The following is a 17871-nucleotide window of genomic DNA, read 5'->3' on the forward strand; positions in this document are numbered from 1 at the left end:
TTCTCCTTATTGAGCCGCGCCCGATGCAGGCGACGCAGCCGAAGCCCCCGAAGCCCCCATTGCGCTCGCCGCGCCCGGGAAGGCCGGTGCAGCGGGAGCCGGTGCAGCCGGCGCCTTCGATGCGCCGGAATCCGCCGCCTTGTTATAGAGGAACTGGCCGATCAGGTTTTCGAGCACCACGGCGGACTGCGTCATCGTGATGGTGTCGCCGTTCTTGAGCATCTGGTCGTCGCCGCCGGGATCGAGGCCGATGTACTGCTCGCCGAGCAGGCCCGAGGTCAGGATCTTCGCCGACGAGTCCTTCGGAAACTGGTACTGCTTGTCGATGTCGATGGTGACCACGGCCTGGTACGTGTTCTGGTCGAAGCCGATGCTGCCGACCCGTCCCACGGTCACGCCCGCGCTCTTGACCGGCGCGCGCGGCTTCAGTCCGCCGATGTTGTCGAACTTGAGCTTCACCGCATAGGTTTGCTGGAACGACAGGGAACTCATGTTGCCCGCCTTCAGCGCGAGAAACAGCAGCGCCACGAAACCGAGCACCACGAACAGGCCGACCCAAAAGTCGAGAGCAGTCTTTTTCATCGTCTTCCCAAAGAGAATCTTTTCGCAGATGGCGCGTGACGGTCTGTGGCCTTCACAACGCCCGCGCCGGATCCGGCGCCTGGCACCGGGTTCTAGCTGAACATCAGCGCGGTCAGCAGGAAATCGAGCCCGAGCACGGCCAGCGACGCGTACACGACGGTTTTCGTCGTCGCGCGCGACACGCCTTCCGGCGTCGGCCTCGCTTCGTAGCCCTGGAACAGCGCGATGAACGTCACCGCGAAACCGAACACCACGCTCTTGAGGACGCCGTTGCCGACGTCGCGCCAGACATCCACGCCGCTTTGCATCTGCGACCAGAACGCGCCCGGATCCACGCCGATCAGCATCACCCCGACCACATAGCCGCCGAGAATGCCCACCGCGCTGAAAATGGCCGCCAGCACCGGCATGGCGATGATGCCCGCCCACAGGCGCGGCGCCACGACGACCCGCAAGGGATCGACGGCCATCATTTCCATGGCCGTGAGTTGTTCGCCGGCCTTCATCAAGCCGATTTCCGCCGTCAGCGACGTGCCCGCGCGCCCGGCGAACAGCAGCGCGGTGACGACCGGGCCGAGTTCGCGCACCAGCGACAGCGCGACCAGCAGGCCGAGCGCCTGTTCGGAACCGTAGCGGCTCAGCGTGTAATAGCCCTGCAAGCCGAGCACGAAACCGACGAACAGGCCCGACACCGCGATGATGACGAGCGAATAGTTGCCGACGAAGTGAATCTGTTTCGTGACGAGCCGCGGACGGCGCAGCAGCGGGAAGAATTCGAGCACGAGCCGCGCGAACATGCGCGTGGCGTAGCCCGCGGTGCCGAAGCCGTCCAGCACCCAGCGTCCGATTGCGCTGATCATGCGCGCCCTCCGATGCCGAAATCCTCAGCAAGCGGAGTGCTCGCGTAGTGGAACTTGAACGGGCCGTCCGGCGTGCCGTCGATGAACTGGCGCACGGTCGGGTCTTCCGAGGCCCGCAGTTGCGCCGGCGTGCCTTCGGCGTGAATGCCGCCGTTCGCGATGAAATACACGTAGTCGGCGATGGCGAAGGATTCGGGCACGTCGTGCGTGACCAGAATGGATGTGGCGCCGAGGGCGTCGTTGAGCGTGCGGATGAGCTGCGCCGTGATGCCGAGCGAGATGGGATCGAGGCCGGCGAAGGGCTCGTCGTACATCATCAGTTGCGGATCCAGGGCGATGGCGCGCGCCAGCGCCACGCGCCGCGCCATGCCGCCGGAAATCTCCGACGGCGCGAGGTCGCGCGCGCCGCGCAGGCCGACCGCGTTCAGCTTCATCAGCACGAGGTCGCGGATCAGATCTTCCGGAAGATCGGTGTGTTCGCGCAGTGCAAATGCGACGTTTTCGAACACGGTCTGGTCCGTGAACAGCGCGCCGAACTGGAACAGCATGCCCATCTTGCGGCGCAGTGCGTACAGGCCTTCGCGCGTCTGCGCGCCGACGTCCTGGCCGCCGAACATCACCTGGCCGCGGCTCGCCTTCACGAGGCCGCCGATCAGACGCAAGGTAGTGGTCTTGCCGCAGCCGGAGCCGCCCATGACGGCGACCACCTGCCCACGCGTGAAACGCATGTTCAGGTTGGATAGAACGAGCCGGTCGCCGTAGCCGAAATCGACGTCGCGCAGCTCCAGCAGAGTCTCGGAGGAAGCAGGCACTGGGTAAGAGATTCCGTTGACGCAAGAGGCCGAATTATAGGGCCTGCGCGCAATCGGTGCTTTGCCTAGGGCCGTGCGTCGGCCTTTTTGAGAGTTTTCACGGTTGACCAGCAAACATTTGTTGCAATGTCGAAACCGCTACGGCGGTGTCCGGCGCCTCGGTGACGGCACGCACTACCGCGCCGCTGCCGACGCCCGTCGCGAGCACGCCGGGCATCGCCTGGGCATCGATTCCGCCGATCGCCACCAGCGGCACGCGGCCCGACAGCAACTGCACGTAGCGCGCGAGCCGCGCCAGGCCCTGCGGTTTGGTCGGCATGACCTTGGTCGTGGTCGGGAACACGGCGCCGAGAGCCAGGTAGCTCGGCCGGAAATGCAGCGCGCGCAGCATCTCGTAATAGCCGTGCGTGGACAGGCCGAGCCGCACGCCGGCCCGCGCGATCGCGTTCAGATCCGCCGTCTGCACGTCTTCCTGGCCGAGATGCACGCCATAGGCGCCCGCCGCGATCGCCTCGCGCCAGTGATCGTTGATGAACAGCTGCGCGCCGTGCCGGCGCCCCGCTTCGACCGAAAGCGAAATTTGCTCGCGCAAAACGGCGGGCGTGTCGGAGGCGGTCGACTTGCGGCGCAGCTGCGCCGTGCGCACGCCGAGATCGAGGACCCGTTCCACCCAGGTGGCATCCGGCAGCACCGGATACAGCCCGAGCCGGTCCGGACACGGCGCGAAGCCGCCTTCCGGTGCGGGCGGCAAGTCCGCGACGCGCGGGAAGGTCGCGAAATCGACGGGCCATGCGTCGTCGCGCGCCTCGTCGCCGGCACGCCACGCGAGCGCGAGCACCAGCGCGTCGTGCGGCTCGAAGTTGCAATCAAGGAACGCCGCGAGCGCCGCGAGCCAGTCGTCGCTGCGTGCGCCTTCCAGTGCGAAACGCTCGTCGCCCCGATGCAGCACCACGCGCTCCTCATGGGCTTCGAGCACGGCCGCGCCCTGCTCCGTCAGGCGCCCGGCGTCGGCGTCGTGCGCCTCGGTGAACACGATCAGGTCGTTCGCCTGCGGCGTTTCGGGCGCGGTCAGGCAAATGCGCCAGCGCGTTTCCGCAACGGGCCAGTCGCCCAGCCGGGCGCGGATCCGTTCCGCGACCTCGATCAGCTCGTCCGCCGGCGGCCAGAACACTTCACGATTCAGCAAGCTCATGCCGCACCTCCTTCCTGATGCCAGAACGGCATGCCGACCACCGGCGTGCTCGCCTGCGCGCTGTCGCGCTCGGCCATCGGTCCGGCGAGAAACGCGGTGCGTCCCGCCTCGACGCCCAGCGCGAACGCCCGCGCCATCTGCGGCGGAAAGGTCGCCTGCGACACCGCCGTGTTGAGCAGCACGCCGTCGAAGCCCCATTCCATCACCTGACTGGCGTGCGACGGCACGCCGAGCCCGGCATCGACGATCAGCGGCACGTCCGGCAAACGCTCGCGCAGCGTGCGCAGCCCGTACGGATTGGTCACGCCGCGACCGGTGCCGATCGGCGCGCCCCATGGCATCAGCGCTTCGCAGCCCACGTCGAGCAGGCGCCGGCCGATCACGAGGTCTTCCGTGCAATAGGGCAGCACCTTGAAGCCATCGCGGATCAGCTTCGACGCCGCCTCGACCAGACCGATCGGATCGGGCTGCAAGGTGTAGTCGTCGCCGATCAGTTCGAGCTTGATCCAGGGCGTCTCGAACACTTCGCGGGCCATGCAGGCCGTGGTCAGCACCTCGTCGACGCTCTGGCAGCCCGCCGTGTTCGGCAGCAGCGCGACGCCGTGACGCTTGAGCACGTCGAAGAAGCCGGCCTCGCCAGTCTCGGACTGGCGCCGCAGCGCAACCGTCACCATGCCGGGACGCGCGGCGTCGATGGCGTCCGACAGCGATTGCAGCGACGGATAACGCGACGTGCCGAGCAAGAGCCGGCTCGGGAACGACTGGCCGTAGAGCGTGAGCACGTCGGCGGTCTGTGTGGTCATGATGGGATCCTTCGATTCTTCGGAATGCGTCATGCGACCTAGCCGCCCGCGACGGGCGACACGACGTCGAGCCGGTCGCCGGCGGAAAGCGTACGGATGGCGTGCTCGCCGCGCGCGACGAACTGGCCGTTGAGCGCGACGGCGAACGGCGGTTTCGCGCCGAAGGCGGCGAGCGCCTCGTTGACGGTGGCGGCGTCGGGCAGCTCGAAGGCGCGCTGATTGATGTGGATGTTCATGGCTTTGTCTCTTGTCTAGTGCGACAGCGCCGGCGCCGGTGTCGCAACAGTGTCGGCCGCGCCATGCAGCAGTTCCGGCCAGCGGGCGGCGCGGCGATGTTCATCGAAGCTCGCGTGGCTGGCTACATTGCCGGCGATGAGCGCTTCCGCCAGCCGGCACGCGGCGTCCGCGACTTCGGGCGCAATCATAAAGCCATGCCGATACAGCCCGTTCACGCGCACCGTCCGTGCCCCGTCCCAGACGATGGCGGGCCGGTGATCCGGCAAGGTCGGCCGGCAGTGGGCGTTGAGCTCGAGGATGCGCGCCTCGCCGAAACCCGGATGCACGGCGAACGCGGCGCTCAGCAGTTCGAGCGCGGACCGCACGCTCACCGGCGACATGTCCTCGCCTTCGATTTCCGTCGCGCCGATCACGTAGAGATCGTCCTGCTTCGGCGCGATATAAAGCGGATAGCGCGGATGCAGCAGCCGCACCGGCCGCGACAGCCCGATGCCCGGCGCGTGCACTCGCGCCACCTCGCCGCGAATTCCGCGCAGCGCAGGCCAGGCGGGCTTGCCGCCGAGGCCGCGGCAATCGATGATCCAGCGCGCGTCGGGCATCGCCTCGACCGTCGTGTTCCAGTGCGTGCGCACGCCGCGCGCGGCGAGTCCCGCGGCCAATGCGGCGAGCGCCTGGCGGTTGTCGAGCTGTCCTTCGTTCGGCAGCAGCCAGCCTTGCGCGAAACGCGTGCCGAGCGCCGGTTCCGCCTGCGCGACCTGGGCGCCGGCGAGCTTGACGAAGCCGCCATCGAGCAGGCCGGCCGGAGAATTGGCGCGCAGCCGGCGTTCGAGCAAGGGCGCCTCGGCGCGATCCGCGCCATGCCAGACGACAAGCGTGCCGTTGCGCTGGAAAAAGACCGGCTCGGGCAATTGCGCGATGAGCCCCGGCCAGCGTTCGAGCGATGCCGCGCCGAGCCCGACCACAAGCGGTTCCGCGCTGGCGGCTTCGGCGAGCGGCGCCAGCATCGCGGCGGCAACCCAGGCGGCTGACTGCGAGCCGAGCGCGTCGCCGCGCTCGAAAAGACTCACTCGATGCCCCGCGCCTGCCAGCTGCCAGGCCACGAGCCGGCCGACGAGCCCGCCGCCGATCACGGCGAAATCCGCCTGGGGGTCGGCGGTCTGATGGATGCTGTTCAATTCGATGTCTCCTATCGGCCGGCGCGGGCACATAAAGCGTGCGCACGAGGCTCATGCCTCACGCTGCGTCAGAAAGGAGGAAGGCAGAATTGGCCCGATCCGTCCGTGCAGGCGCTGCGGCACATCACAAGGACGACATGGGCGGAGAGACCGGCCCGGCTGCGGACGCGCGCCGGACGGAAAGAACAAGGTGCGGAAGAAACTGGAGGAATGGCGCGGGTGGCGCGCGTTCTCCGGAAACTTCCCTCGCCGGTATTACCCGGATCGGGTGCAAAGGGTCTCTCTCAGCCTCGCTGCGTGAGGGCCGGTTCCGGCCGTCGATGCATGCAAAGCACCCCTGTTTCGTCGAAGGTCATTAGAACATGAAAGGCAAAGGCGCTGCAAACCGGGATTGCGCCCTGCTTTTTTCCTGTGCGGCGGCACTCTGGCACAATGCCGCGAACACGGTTCAGCCGGCGAGCGCGCGAAATTAAGTGAGCGTTAAGGCAAGTTCGGAACAATTTGCAGGCCCGAAACTGGCTGCCCTGAACACCACCGCAGGCCGCAGCCGGCCGCACCGCGCAGCACGTCCGTCGCGCGACCACGCAACAATCCGCCGCCCGAAGGGCGCATCGGCAGGAAGCTCATGATCGACACACGCACCGAAAATACTCAGCAAAAGGCCGACGAAGTCTCGGCGTGGAGCCTCATCAAGCCCTACTGGGTTTCCGAGGAACGCGGCTTCGCGTGGGGCCTGCTCGTGGCGATCATCGCGATCAACATGACGGTCGTGTGGATCAACGTCCGGCTCAACAGCTGGAACGCGGACTTCTACAACGCGCTGCAGAACAAGAACGTCAAGGATTTCCCGCACCTGCTGCTGATCTTCACCGGCCTGGCATTCGCTTACATCCTGCTCGCGGTCTATGGACGGTATCTGCGGCAGATGCTGGCGTTCCGCTGGCGCCAATGGCTGACGAACAAGTATCTCGAACAATGGTTCGGCGACAAGGCGTTCTATCGCATTGAACGCGACCGGCTCGCCGACAACCCCGACCAGCGTATCAGCGACGACCTGCAATCCTTCGCGACCACGACGCTTTCGCTCTCGCTCGATCTGCTCTCGACGCTCGTCACGCTGGTCACGTTCATCACGATCCTGTGGACCATCGCGGGCGCGCTGACCTTCTCGCTCGGCGGCACGCCGATCACGATTCCGGGCTACATGGTCTGGGCCGCCGCGCTGTACGCGATCCTGGGCTCGCTGATCATCCAGAAGGTCGGGCATCCGCTGGTATCGATCAACTACCAGCAGCAGAAGGTGGAAGCGGACTTCCGCTTCGGGCTGATCCGCGTGCGCGAGAACGCCGAACAGATTGCCTTCTACGACGGCATCACGACCGAAACGGCGACCGCCAAGTCCATTTTCCAGCGCATTCGCGACAACTGGTGGCTGATCATGAAGTACACGAAGCGCATGACCTTCGTGCTGAGCTTCTATGGCCAGATCGCCATCATCTTTCCGATCATGGTCGCGGCGCCGCGCTACTTCGCGGGCGCGTTCTCGTTTGGCGTGCTGATGCAGATTTCATCGGCGTTCGGCACGGTCAGCGACTCGTTTTCCTGGTTCATCAACAGTTATTCGACCTTGGTCGAATGGCGCGCCACGGTGAATCGTCTGCGTGAATTCAAGCGCGTGATGCGCTCCACCCACATCCGCGAGGAAAACTCGCCGGCGACCGCGCGCGGCGGCATCAACCTGCACTACACGAGCACGCCGTCGCTCACGACCCAGGGCCTGACGCTCGCGCTGCCGAACGGCACGCCGCTGTCGCGGGTGGCGAACGTGTCGGTGGAGCCGGGCTCGCGCTGGCTGGTGGTCGGACCGTCGGGCTCGGGCAAGAGCACCCTGATGCGGGCGCTCGCGGGACTGTGGCCGTTCGGCGACGGCACCATCGACGCTCCCGTCGACGCGAAGATGATGTTCATCCCGCAAGTGAGCTATCTGCCGATCGGCACGCTGCGTGCGGCGCTCGCGTATCCGTCGCCGGGCGGCACGTTCAGCGACGAAGAAACCCGCGAGGCGCTGCGTCTCTGCAATCTCGGGTCGTATGTGGATCGGCTGGAGGAAAGTGCGCATTGGGCGCGGAGTCTGTCGCCGGGCGAGCAGCAACGTCTGGCCGCGGCGCGCGTGCTGCTGCACAAGCCGGATTTCCTGTTCCTCGATGAAGCGACCAGCGCGCTCGACGCGGAGAACGAACTGCATATCTACAACACGGTGCTGGAGAAGCTGCCGAAGGCGGCGATTCTGAGCGTCGCGCATCGTGAGTCGGTCGCGATGTTCCATGACTACAAGATCGAGATCGAGAGGACGATGGCGGAAGCTTGAGGCGGTTTTCGGTTTCGGGTGGGTCGCGAGGACCACATCGGTGAGGGATTGCTGGTGCGGTTTTTTCTTTGCTATCTGGCGCAGTAGTCAACAGCGCCTGCGCTCCTGAAAACCAAAAAGGCGGACAGCCTTTCGACCATCCGCCTTTCTCAAGCCTGACAAGACGACCCTTTAACGCGGCAGCTCACTGCTCCCCATCAGGAACGCATCGACCGACCGCGCGCACTGGCGTCCCTCGCGAATCGCCCACACCACCAGCGACTGGCCGCGCCGCATATCGCCCGCCGTGAACACCTTGTCCACCGACGTGTAATACGCTTTGTCGCCTTCGGTCGAAGCACGCACGTTGCCGCGCGCATCCTTCTCGACGCCGAACGCTTCCAGCACCGGCGACACCGGCTGCGTAAAGCCCATCGCGAGCAGCACGAGATCGGCCTTCATCTCGAACTCCGAACCCGGCACTTCCTGCATCTTGCCGCCCTTCCACTCGACGCGCACCGCAATCAGCTTCTCGACCTTGCCGTTCTTGCCCTCGAAGCGCTTCGTCGCCACCGACCAGTCACGCTCGCAGCCCTCTTCATGCGACGAAGACGTGCGCAGCTTGATCGGCCAGTACGGCCACACGAGCGGCTTGTTCTCTTCTTCAGGCGGCTGCGCCAGCAGTTCGAACTGCGTCACGCCCTTCGCGCCATGCCGGTTCGACGTGCCGACACAATCCGAACCCGTATCGCCGCCGCCGATCACGACCACATGCTTGCCCTTGGCCAGCAGTTGGTCCGGGACCTTGTCACCGGCATTGACCTTGTTCTGCTGCGGCAGGAATTCCATCGCGTAGTAGATGCCCTGGAGCTCGCGGCCCGGCACCGGCAGATCACGCGGCGTTTCCGACCCGCCCGCGATCACCACGGCGTCGAACTGTTCCTTCAGCTCGTCCGGCGTGATGGTTTCCTTCGCCGTGTTGGCGATGTATTCCGGCATCGCTTCCTTGCCGATGAACACATTGGTGCGGAACGACACGCCTTCCGCTTCCATCTGGCGCATGCGGCGGTCGATCAGCCACTTCTCCAGCTTGAAGTCGGGAATGCCGTAGCGCAGCAGGCCGCCGATGCGGTCGTTCTTCTCGAACACGACGACGTCATGTCCCGCGCGTCCCAGCTGCTGCGCGGCAGCGAGTCCCGCGGGACCGGAACCGACCACGGCAACCTTCTTGCCCGTCTTGTGCTTCGGCGGCTGCGGCACGACCCAGCCTTCGGCGAAGGCCTTGTCGATGATCGCGTGCTCGATCGATTTGATGCCGACCGGATCGTCGTTGATGCCCAGCGTACACGCCGATTCGCACGGCGCCGGGCAGATGCGGCCCGTGAACTCCGGGAAGTTGTTGGTGGAATGCAGCACGTTGATCGCGCTCTTCCAGTCCTGCTGGAACACCAGATCGTTGAAGTCCGGAATGATGTTGTTGACCGGACAGCCGTTGTTACAGAACGGAATGCCGCAGTCCATGCAGCGCGCGCCCTGAACCTTCGCGTCTTCATCGGTCAGCGCCGCAACAAATTCCTTGTAGTGCTTGACGCGGGTCAGCGGTGCTTCGTACGCCTCGTGCTGGCGCTCGAACTCGAGAAAACCGGTTGCCTTGCCCATTTCTTTCTCTGTATTTGGTGAGGATCACGCGCTCCGACGTCTTTGCGGCAGAGCGCGCTTGTTTCTGTGTGAACGAGGCGTCAAGCCGCGATGGCGTCCTTCGACTTCTTCGCGCCAATTTCAGCCAGCGCGCGCTTGTACTCCGTCGGGAAGACCTTGACGAACTGGCGGCGCGACGCGTCCCAGTTTTCGAGCAAGGCCTTCGCGCGCGGCGAGCCGGTGAACTGGAAGTGACGCTCGATCAGCCCCTTGAGCAGCGCTTCGTCGGTCTTGCCGGCGTGCCACAGCGCGCGATCCACCGTGCGCTCCTGTTCGGCCTGCTGCAGCACCGGATCGAGCGCGACCATCGACTTGTTGCACTTGCCCGCGAAGCTGCCATCCGGGTCGTACACGAAGGCGATCCCGCCCGACATGCCCGCCGCGAAGTTGCGGCCAGTCTCGCCGAGCACGACCACCGTGCCGCCGGTCATGTATTCGCAGCCGTGGTCGCCGGTGCCCTCGACGACCGCCGTCGCGCCCGAGTTGCGCACGCAGAAGCGCTCTCCCGCGACGCCGCGGAAATACGCTTCGCCTTCGATCGCGCCGTACATCACCGTGTTGCCGCAGATGATGTTTTCCTCGGACTTGCCGCGGAAGTCGTTGGTCGGGCGAATGATGATGCGCCCGCCCGAAAGGCCCTTGCCGACGTAGTCGTTGCCGTCGCCGACCAGATCCAGCGTCACGCCCTTCGCGAGGAACGCGCCGAAGCTCTGACCCGCCGTGCCCTTCAGCTGGATGTGGATGGAGTCGTCGGGCAGGCCGTCGTGGCCATGCTTCTTCGCGATCGTGCCGGACAGCATGGCGCCGACCGTACGGTTCACGTTGCGCACCGGCTGGATGAACGACACATGCTCGCCCTTCTCGATGGCGGCCTTCGACTTCTCGATCAGGATGTGATCGAGCGCCTTGTCCAGACCGTGGTCCTGCACGTCCACATGCTTGCGCGCGACATCGGCTTCCACCGGCACCTGATAGAACACGCGCGAGAAATCGAGACCCTTCGCCTTCCAGTGCTCGACGCCCTTCTTCGTGTCGAGCAGCTCGGCGCGGCCGATCAGGTCGTCGAACTTGCGGATGCCGAACTGCGCCATGATTTCGCGCACTTCCTCGGCCACGAAGAAGAAGAAGTTGACGACGTGTTCCGGCTGGCCGGAGAACTTCGCGCGCAGCACCGGGTCCTGCGTCGCGACGCCGACCGGGCACGTGTTCAGATGGCACTTGCGCATCATGATGCAGCCTTCGACGACGAGCGGCGCCGTTGCGAAGCCAAACTCGTCCGCCCCGAGCAGCGCGCCGATCACGACGTCGCGGCCGGTCTTCATCTGGCCGTCGGCCTGCACGCGGATACGGCCGCGCAGACGGTTCAGCACCAGGGTCTGCTGGGTTTCGGCGAGACCGAGTTCCCACGGCGTGCCCGCATGCTTGAGCGACGACAGCGGCGAAGCGCCCGTGCCGCCGTCATGGCCCGCGATCACGACGTGATCCGCCTTCGCCTTCGCGACACCGGCCGCCACCGTGCCGACGCCCACTTCGGACACCAGCTTGACGGAAATGCTCGAACCGGAGTTCACGTTCTTCAGATCGTGGATCAGCTGCGCCAGGTCTTCGATCGAATAGATGTCGTGGTGCGGCGGCGGCGAAATGAGACCGACGCCCGGCACCGAGTAACGCAGCTTGCCGATGTAATCCGACACCTTGTGACCCGGCAGCTGACCGCCTTCGCCGGGCTTCGCGCCCTGCGCCATCTTGATCTGGATCTGGTCCGCCGACGCGAGATACTCCGCCGTCACGCCAAAGCGGCCTGATGCCACCTGCTTGATCTTCGAGCGCAGCGAATCGCCTTCCTTCAACGGAATGTCGGTGACGACCTCCTTGCCGATGATCGATTGCAGCGTGTCGCCGTTCTTGATCGGAATGCCGCGCAGTTCGTTGCGATAGCGCGTTTCGTCCTCGCCGCCTTCGCCGGTGTTCGACTTGCCGCCGATACGGTTCATCGCGACCGCCAGCGTGGCGTGCGCTTCCGTGCTGATCGAGCCGAGCGACATGGCGCCGGTCGCGAAACGCTTGACGATGTCCTTGGCCGATTCGACCTCTTCGAGCGGAATCGCCTTGGCCGGGTCGACCTTGAACTCGAACAGACCGCGGAACGTCATGTGACGCTTCGTCTGGTCGTTGATGATGTGCGCGTATTCCTTGTACGTCTGGTACGAGTTGCTGCGCGCCGAGTGCTGCAGCTTGGCGATGGCGTCAGGCGTCCACATGTGCTCTTCGCCGCGCACGCGGTACGCGTACTCACCGCCCGCGTCGAGCATGTTGGCGAGGACCGGGTTGTCGCCGAACGCATCGCGATGCAGGCGAATCGCTTCCTCGGCCACTTCGAAGATGCCGATGCCGCCGACCTTCGACGCCGTGCCCTTGAAGTACTTCTCGACCAGATCCGCCGACAGGCCCACGCCTTCGAAGATCTGCGCGCCGGTGTAGGACATGTACGTCGAGATGCCCATCTTCGACATGACCTTGAGCAGGCCCTTGCCGACCGCCTTCGTGAAGTTGTAGATGACCTTCTCAGCCGAGAGATCGCCCTTCAGGCCTTCGGCCATGTTGGCGAGCGTCTCCAGCGCGAGGTACGGGTGCACGGCTTCCGCGCCGTAGCCCGCGAGCAGCGCGAAGTGATGCGTCTCGCGCGCCGAGCCGGTTTCGACGACCAGACCCGTGCTCGTGCGCAGACCGTGCGCAACGAGATGCGAGTGAATGGCCGAGGTGGCGAGCAGCGCCGGGATCGCGACATTGTCACGATCCGCGCGGCGATCCGACACGATCAGGATGTTGTAGCCCGACTTGACGGCGTCCACGGCTTCCGCGCACAGCGACGCGATGCGCGCCTCGATGCCTTCCTTGCCCCATGCAACCGGGTAGCAGATGTTCAGTTCGTACGAGCTGAATTTGCCGCCGGTGTACTGGTCGATGGCGCGGATCTTCGCGATGTCCTTGAAGTCGAGCACGGGCTGCGACACTTCGAGGCGCATCGTCGGGTTGATGTTGGTCGTGTCGAGCAGGTTCGGCTTCGGGCCGATGAACGACACCAGCGACATCACCATGTTCTCGCGGATCGGGTCGATCGGCGGGTTCGTCACTTGCGCGAACAACTGCTTGAAGTAGTTGTACAGCGTCTTGTTCTTGTTGGACATGACTGCCAGCGGCGAGTCGTTGCCCATCGAGCCGATGGCTTCCTCGCCCGATTGCGCCATCGGCGCCATCAGGAACTTGAGGTCTTCCTGCGTGTAGCCGAACGCTTGCTGGCGGTCCAGCAGCACGGCGGCTTCGCGGCGCTGCGTCTCGACGTCTTCCGCCTTCGGCTCGATCTCGTCGAGCTTGATGCGCACGGCCTCGATCCAGCTCTTGTACGGCTTGGCGTTCGCGAGGTTGTCCTTGAGTTCCTTGTCCTGGATGATGCGGCCCTGCTCCATGTCGATCAGGAACATCTTGCCCGGCTGCAGGCGCCACTTCTGGACGATCTTCGACTCGGGAATAGGCAGCACGCCCGACTCCGACGCGAGGATCACGAGGTCGTCGTCGGTGACGAGATAGCGCGCCGGACGCAGGCCGTTACGGTCCAGCGTTGCGCCGATCTGACGGCCGTCGGTGAACGCGATCGCGGCGGGACCGTCCCACGGCTCCATCATCGCGGCGTGATATTCGTAGAACGCGCGGCGGTTGTCGTCCATCAGCGTGTGCTGCTCCCACGCTTCCGGGATCATCATCATCATCGCGTGGACGAGCGGGTAGCCGGCCATCACGAGCAGTTCGAGACAGTTGTCGAACGAAGCCGTGTCCGACTGGCCCGGGTAGATCAGCGGCCAGAGCTTCGGCAGGTCGTCGCCGAGCACGTGCGAGGCGATCGCGCCGGTGCGCGCGTTCAGCCAGTTGACGTTGCCCTTCACGGTGTTGATTTCACCGTTGTGCGCGATCATGCGATACGGGTGCGCGAGCTCCCACGCCGGGAATGTGTTGGTGGAGAAGCGCTGGTGCACGAGCGCCAGCGCCGAGACGACGCGCTCGTCCTGCAGGTCGCGGTAATACACGCCGACCTGGCCCGCGAGCAGCAGCCCCTTGTAGACCACGGTACGCGACGACACCGACGGCACGAAGTATTCCTTGCCGTGCTTGAGCTTGAGCGCCTGGATGCGGTGGCTGGCGGTCTTGCGGATGATGTACAGCTTGCGCTCGAGCGCGTCCGTCACGACGATGTCCTTGCCGCGCCCGATGAAGATCTGGCGGATCAGCGGCTCGGTGGCCTTGACGGCGGGCGAGATGGGCATGGTGGAGTCGACGGGGACGTCGCGCCAGCCGAGCACCACCTGGCCTTCTGCCTTCACGGTACGTTCGAGTTCCTGTTCGCACGCGAGACGCGAGGCGTGTTCCTTCGGCAGGAAGATCATGCCGACGCCATATTCGCCCGCCGGCGGCAACGTCACGCCCTGCTTGGCCATTTCCTCGCGATAGAAACCGTCCGGCACCTGGATCAGGATGCCGGCGCCGTCGCCCATCAGCGGATCGGCGCCCACTGCGCCGCGGTGGTCCAGATTCTCGAGAATCTTGAGACCCTGCTGAATGATCTCGTGGCTCTTTTTCCCTTTGATGTGGGCGACGAAGCCGACGCCGCAGGCGTCATGCTCGTTGGCAGGGTCGTACATGCCCTGCGCGGCGGGAAGCGAACCGACTGCCGGTTGCTGATGATCGTTCATGGGGACACCGTCTCTACTGTGAGGGGCCGACTGACGCGGCCGTTGAACCATTTTCTTGTTGCTGTGCGACCGTTTTGTTTCAACGAATCAGGTCGCACTGCACGGTCGTGCGCGGCACGCTGCACCGCGGCAATCGCCGGAAATCGAAATATACGCGACGAATCAAAAAGATGGCAAACAAAATGTGGTGGTCTGGCACCTATTATCGATATGGTGCAAAGTTGCCCCATTTATTTGGGGCCACATTCAAAAACCGCCAAGAAAAACGGCGTTTCGATGAAATCCGAGACGCCGTTTCGTTTTTTCCTTCAGCTTTGTATTGACGGGTCGTTATTGGGCCTGTGGAGTCTCGCGAACCTTGCGCGGCCGGCCGCGCGGCAGCGGCGACACCCGGCGATTGGCTGCCCGCGCGGCCCATTCCCGGTAGGAATCGCTGCCGAGCACCCAGCCTTTGAGTGTCGCTTGCAGGAGACGCGTGGTTTCGCGTTCGTCGAGCGGTTGTTCGCACAATTCCTTGTAGGCGTGCTGACGTTCGAAAGGCGTGTTGCCGAGCGACCAGAACAACGGATGGTCGGTGATCAGTCCATCGAGCGTAAGGCCGATGTGATGACGGAAGCTCGACCACTTGTAGTCCTGCGGCGCCGCGACGAGTTGCGCACGCACCGGCGCCATTTCGACAACGCGCGTGGCGAGCAGGAAGTAGCGCTCGCCCTCGATGACGGTCGCCCGGTAGCGGCCTTCCCAGAGTGTGCCGCGTCGCATGTAACGTCGATTGAAGTGCGCTACGTAACGACGTCCGACTGCCTGCATCGCCTTGGGCAAGCTGGATTCGTCGCGCGGCGTGACCAGCAGATGCACCGCCTGCGGCATCAATGCATAGGCGTGAATGGAGAGGTGATGATCACGCGAAGCCGTTCTCAGGCAGTCGATGAAGAGCTCATAGTCCTGGTCATCAACGAAGGCGGGCTGCTGGTCGAGACCACGCAGGATGACATGCTGCGGCTGTTCGGGAACGTAGAGTCGTGCAAGCCGTGCCATTCTGGATATTCCGTTGGTCGCGTTTGTGTTACCCCGGCAGGGGTCCTTGGGAGCCATTCCGGCATCATGTGCAAAAGCCATGCAAATGCCGTGCAACGAGGATCCGAAGCCGCTCTGTGCCCTAGGGCAAATGCTCTACGGCACCGCTATGGTTACTTTGAAATGTTGTGTTCATAATGAGCGTGCTTTTTCGGAGGAGCACAAATTGAAAATAAAACAGGTCATCACGGGGATCGCGGCATTGGCGTGTGTGTCCACAGCGGCGCATGCGCAATCAGCCGGATCCTTCTATGTCACTGGAGGCTGGTTTCATTTTGCCCCGCAAGACAGCAGCGGTCCGCTCAAAGAAACAAGTGTAGGCGGATCTCCCGTCAATATCGATGTTCCCGGCACGGGCGCCGGCATTTCAAGCGCTGATACCGCCGGCTTCACGTTCGGTTACTTCGCAACCGATCACATCGCCGCTGAACTCGAGATGGGCATCCCGCCCACGTTCGACCTCGAAGGCACCGGCACGCTTTCGCGCTACGGCAAGCTTGGCAGCGCGAAGCAGTGGAGCCCGACGCTGCTCTTCAAATACTTCTTCAATGCTCCTCAAGCGAAGTTCCGTCCGTTCGTCGGCATTGGCGTGACGCGCACCTGGTTCACCGACGCCAAGATCACCAATGACCAGTTCGAAGGCTCGGTCCTGCATGGTCCGACCAGCGTCGACACGGATAGTTCTTGGGCGCCTGTCTTTAACGTCGGCGCAACCTACAACTTCACGGAGCACTGGTTCGCCGGATTTTCGGTTTCGTTCATTCCGCTGAAGGCAACCGCCAAGCTCAACACTGCCGCGCAAACGCCGGTGGGTACGCTCAATGTGCAATCGCAGGCAAAAATCACGCTCAATCCGATCGTGACGTATTTGCGCGTAGGTTATCGCTTCTAAAAAGCGTGTTGCTGCGTATGCGAGATTGAAAAGATCGAAGCGAAAGCGCATTAACAAAGATAACGCCGGCATGTTTTCACATGCTGGCGTTTTCATTTGCGCAATGCTTGTAAATGTGACCTTCGATGCATTGCATCGCTTGCACATGTTACGTGTCGCGAGCATGTACCATGTCTCGTCGGGCGCGGCCACGCGTCCCGTCAGCGGTTTATGAAACACCGGCACCGAACTTGCTCAGTCATGGGTTTTTCCCGCTGATTCAAGGGCGGGCTATCCACGACTCATCCATCGACGGAGCGATCTATGAACGCACTGCCCAACACGCGTGACGCCATCGGAGATTCATGGACCACGACCAGCCGCCGGGCTCGACGCATGGCGCGGCATGGCCGTGAAGCAGCCGAGGATATCGGCTCGGAACTGCGCTCATTGCTGAGCGAACTGGAAAGCGCGCTGTCTGAGGGCACTTCGGCCGATGCCGCCGCGTTGCGCGCGCAGATCAGCGATCGGCTCGACAGCGCCCGTGCACGCCTCAACGATACCCACGCCGTGCTGCGTCAGCGCGCGGGTGCCGCGCTCGAAGATGCCGACGCATTCATCCACGAAAAGCCCTGGCAGACGATCGCGCTGGTCGGCGGCCTTGCGCTCGTCGCCGGGATTCTGCTCGCCCGCGTGCGTTGACCTTCTAGTCCGACGCCGCCTCCAGAAAGTCCGCGCCAATGATGTCGATGCGATCCGTACAGATCGCATCGACGCCCCATTGCGCGAGCAAGCGTGCACGCGCTGGATCGTTGACGGTATAGGCGAGGATGCGCAGCCCGGCATCCTTGATTTGCGCCACCAGCGCTTCATCGAGCGCGCGATGGTTCGCATGCAGCGACACACATGCAAGCGCCGCCGTCTGCGCGTGCCAGTCCGCCGGCACGCGCTCGTATAGCATGCCGCGCGGCAGGTCGGGCGCGGCATCGCGTGCGGCTTCGAGCGCCGCATAAGAGAACGACGACAACAGCGGCGCCGGATCGGCGTCCGCCCACAGGCTCGCCGCCTGGCGCGCCACGATCTCGCCGGTCCGGACTTCGCGTCCCGTGCTCGGCTTGATCTCGATGTTTGCCGCCATTCCATGACGCATACAGCGCTCGTGAACCTGGGCGAGCGTCGGCATGCGCGCGTGCGCGAACGTCGCGCCAAACCACGCGCCTGCATCGAGCGCCTGCAATTGCGCCAGGCTGAGCGCCTGCGCCGCGCCCTGGCCATTCGACGTGCGGTCGACATCGTCGTCATGCAGCAGGAAGACGAGGTCGTCGGCGGAAAGCTTCGCGTCGAATTCGATCATCCGGTGTCCGTAACGCGCGCCGACGTCGATGGCTTCCAGCGTGTTCTCCGGCGCAAGCTTGCCGCCGCCGCGATGCGCGACGATGGCGGGATAAGGCCAGGTTCTCATCGCGGCTCCT

Annotated in this window: 14 protein-coding genes and 1 riboswitch; of the genes, 3 read left to right on the forward strand and 11 right to left on the reverse strand. The window is 64.3% G+C overall.

The features are described from left to right. Positions 1-6: 6 nt before the first annotated feature. From mlaD to QCE69_RS13380, 7 genes are all read right to left on the reverse strand, one after another. Complete coding sequence (gene mlaD / locus QCE69_RS13350; RefSeq protein ID WP_309918760.1) at positions 7-582, reverse strand: outer membrane lipid asymmetry maintenance protein MlaD; 576 nt, start codon at positions 580-582, stop codon at positions 7-9. Positions 583-674: 92 nt separating this feature from the next. Then, complete coding sequence (gene mlaE / locus QCE69_RS13355) at positions 675-1442, reverse strand: lipid asymmetry maintenance ABC transporter permease subunit MlaE (RefSeq protein WP_309918763.1); 768 nt, start codon at positions 1440-1442, stop codon at positions 675-677. Next, positions 1439-2254 carry an ABC transporter ATP-binding protein gene (locus QCE69_RS13360; protein ID WP_309918766.1) on the reverse strand — a complete coding sequence of 272 codons (816 nt, stop codon included), beginning with the start codon at positions 2252-2254 and terminating at the stop codon, positions 1439-1441. The genes mlaE and QCE69_RS13360 overlap by 4 nt, the downstream gene beginning before the upstream one ends. 97 nt (positions 2255-2351) lie before the next feature. Then, on the reverse strand, positions 2352-3446 hold the full coding sequence (gene thiE / locus QCE69_RS13365; RefSeq protein WP_309931132.1) for a thiamine phosphate synthase: 1095 nt from the start codon (positions 3444-3446) through the stop codon (positions 2352-2354). Further along, the gene (locus QCE69_RS13370) at positions 3443-4249 is read right to left on the reverse strand and encodes a thiazole synthase (protein ID WP_309918773.1); all 807 of its coding nucleotides are present in this window, start codon (positions 4247-4249) and stop codon (positions 3443-3445) included. Before QCE69_RS13370 ends, thiE begins: the two co-directional genes overlap by 4 nt. Before the next feature lie 38 nt (positions 4250-4287). After that, on the reverse strand, positions 4288-4485 hold the full coding sequence (gene thiS, locus QCE69_RS13375; RefSeq protein WP_309918776.1) for a sulfur carrier protein ThiS: 198 nt from the start codon (positions 4483-4485) through the stop codon (positions 4288-4290). A 15-nt stretch (positions 4486-4500) separates the two neighbouring features. After that, positions 4501-5661, reverse strand: a complete 1161-nt coding sequence (locus tag QCE69_RS13380) for an FAD-dependent oxidoreductase (RefSeq protein WP_309931134.1) — start codon at positions 5659-5661, stop codon at positions 4501-4503. A 224-nt stretch (positions 5662-5885) separates the two neighbouring features. After that, positions 5886-6010, reverse strand: a riboswitch (TPP riboswitch). 276 nt (positions 6011-6286) lie between these two features. Between QCE69_RS13380 and QCE69_RS13385 the strand changes: the two genes are divergently transcribed. Next, positions 6287-8029 carry an ABC transporter ATP-binding protein/permease gene (locus tag QCE69_RS13385; RefSeq protein ID WP_309931135.1) on the forward strand — a complete coding sequence of 581 codons (1743 nt, stop codon included), beginning with the start codon at positions 6287-6289 and terminating at the stop codon, positions 8027-8029. Between the two features lie 171 nt (positions 8030-8200). Here the strand turns inward: QCE69_RS13385 and QCE69_RS13390 are convergent, their stop codons facing one another. From QCE69_RS13390 to QCE69_RS13400, 3 genes are all read right to left on the reverse strand, one after another. Continuing rightward, on the reverse strand, positions 8201-9667 hold the full coding sequence (locus QCE69_RS13390; RefSeq protein WP_309918786.1) for a glutamate synthase subunit beta: 1467 nt from the start codon (positions 9665-9667) through the stop codon (positions 8201-8203). Between the two features lie 80 nt (positions 9668-9747). Next, positions 9748-14451 (reverse strand): glutamate synthase-related protein, encoded by a 4704-nt coding sequence (locus QCE69_RS13395; RefSeq protein ID WP_309918789.1) that lies wholly within the window; start codon positions 14449-14451, stop codon positions 9748-9750. A 330-nt stretch (positions 14452-14781) separates the two neighbouring features. Further along, positions 14782-15489, reverse strand: a complete 708-nt coding sequence (locus QCE69_RS13400) for a transposase (RefSeq protein ID WP_309810277.1) — start codon at positions 15487-15489, stop codon at positions 14782-14784. 205 nt (positions 15490-15694) lie between these two features. Here QCE69_RS13400 and QCE69_RS13405 point away from each other — a divergent pair, with 205 nt between their 5' ends. Continuing rightward, on the forward strand, positions 15695-16420 hold the full coding sequence (locus QCE69_RS13405) for an OmpW family outer membrane protein (protein ID WP_309811703.1): 726 nt from the start codon (positions 15695-15697) through the stop codon (positions 16418-16420). A gap of 303 nt (positions 16421-16723) precedes the next feature. After that, positions 16724-17101, forward strand: a complete 378-nt coding sequence (locus QCE69_RS13410; protein WP_309810280.1) for a DUF883 family protein — start codon at positions 16724-16726, stop codon at positions 17099-17101. Between the two features lie 4 nt (positions 17102-17105). Here QCE69_RS13410 and ugpQ read toward each other — a convergent pair whose 3' ends face one another. Then, positions 17106-17861, reverse strand: coding sequence for a glycerophosphodiester phosphodiesterase (gene ugpQ, locus QCE69_RS13415; protein WP_309931137.1), 756 nt, complete (start codon positions 17859-17861; stop codon positions 17106-17108). Positions 17862-17871 lie beyond the last annotated feature (10 nt).

This window comes from Caballeronia sp. LZ032 (assembly GCF_031451315.1).
Classification (GTDB): Bacteria; Pseudomonadota; Gammaproteobacteria; order Burkholderiales; family Burkholderiaceae; genus Caballeronia.

Excerpts from the sequence above, each read along its gene's own strand:
- thiS (WP_309918776.1), bottom strand. The coding sequence starts at position 4,485 with ATGAACATCCACATCAATCAGCGCGCCTTCGAGCTGCCCGACGCCGCC.
- thiE (WP_309931132.1), bottom strand. The coding sequence starts at position 3,446 with ATGAGCTTGCTGAATCGTGAAGTGTTCTGGCCGCCGGCGGACGAGCTG.
- QCE69_RS13400 (WP_309810277.1), bottom strand. The coding sequence starts at position 15,489 with ATGGCACGGCTTGCACGACTCTACGTTCCCGAACAGCCGCAGCATGTC.
- QCE69_RS13390 (WP_309918786.1), bottom strand. The coding sequence starts at position 9,667 with ATGGGCAAGGCAACCGGTTTTCTCGAGTTCGAGCGCCAGCACGAGGCG.
- ugpQ (WP_309931137.1), bottom strand. The coding sequence starts at position 17,861 with ATGAGAACCTGGCCTTATCCCGCCATCGTCGCGCATCGCGGCGGCGGC.
- mlaE (WP_309918763.1), bottom strand. The coding sequence starts at position 1,442 with ATGATCAGCGCAATCGGACGCTGGGTGCTGGACGGCTTCGGCACCGCG.
- QCE69_RS13410 (WP_309810280.1), top strand. The coding sequence starts at position 16,724 with ATGAACGCACTGCCCAACACGCGTGACGCCATCGGAGATTCATGGACC.
- QCE69_RS13370 (WP_309918773.1), bottom strand. The coding sequence starts at position 4,249 with ATGACCACACAGACCGCCGACGTGCTCACGCTCTACGGCCAGTCGTTC.
- QCE69_RS13385 (WP_309931135.1), top strand. The coding sequence starts at position 6,287 with ATGATCGACACACGCACCGAAAATACTCAGCAAAAGGCCGACGAAGTC.
- QCE69_RS13395 (WP_309918789.1), bottom strand. The coding sequence starts at position 14,451 with ATGAACGATCATCAGCAACCGGCAGTCGGTTCGCTTCCCGCCGCGCAG.
- mlaD (WP_309918760.1), bottom strand. The coding sequence starts at position 582 with ATGAAAAAGACTGCTCTCGACTTTTGGGTCGGCCTGTTCGTGGTGCTC.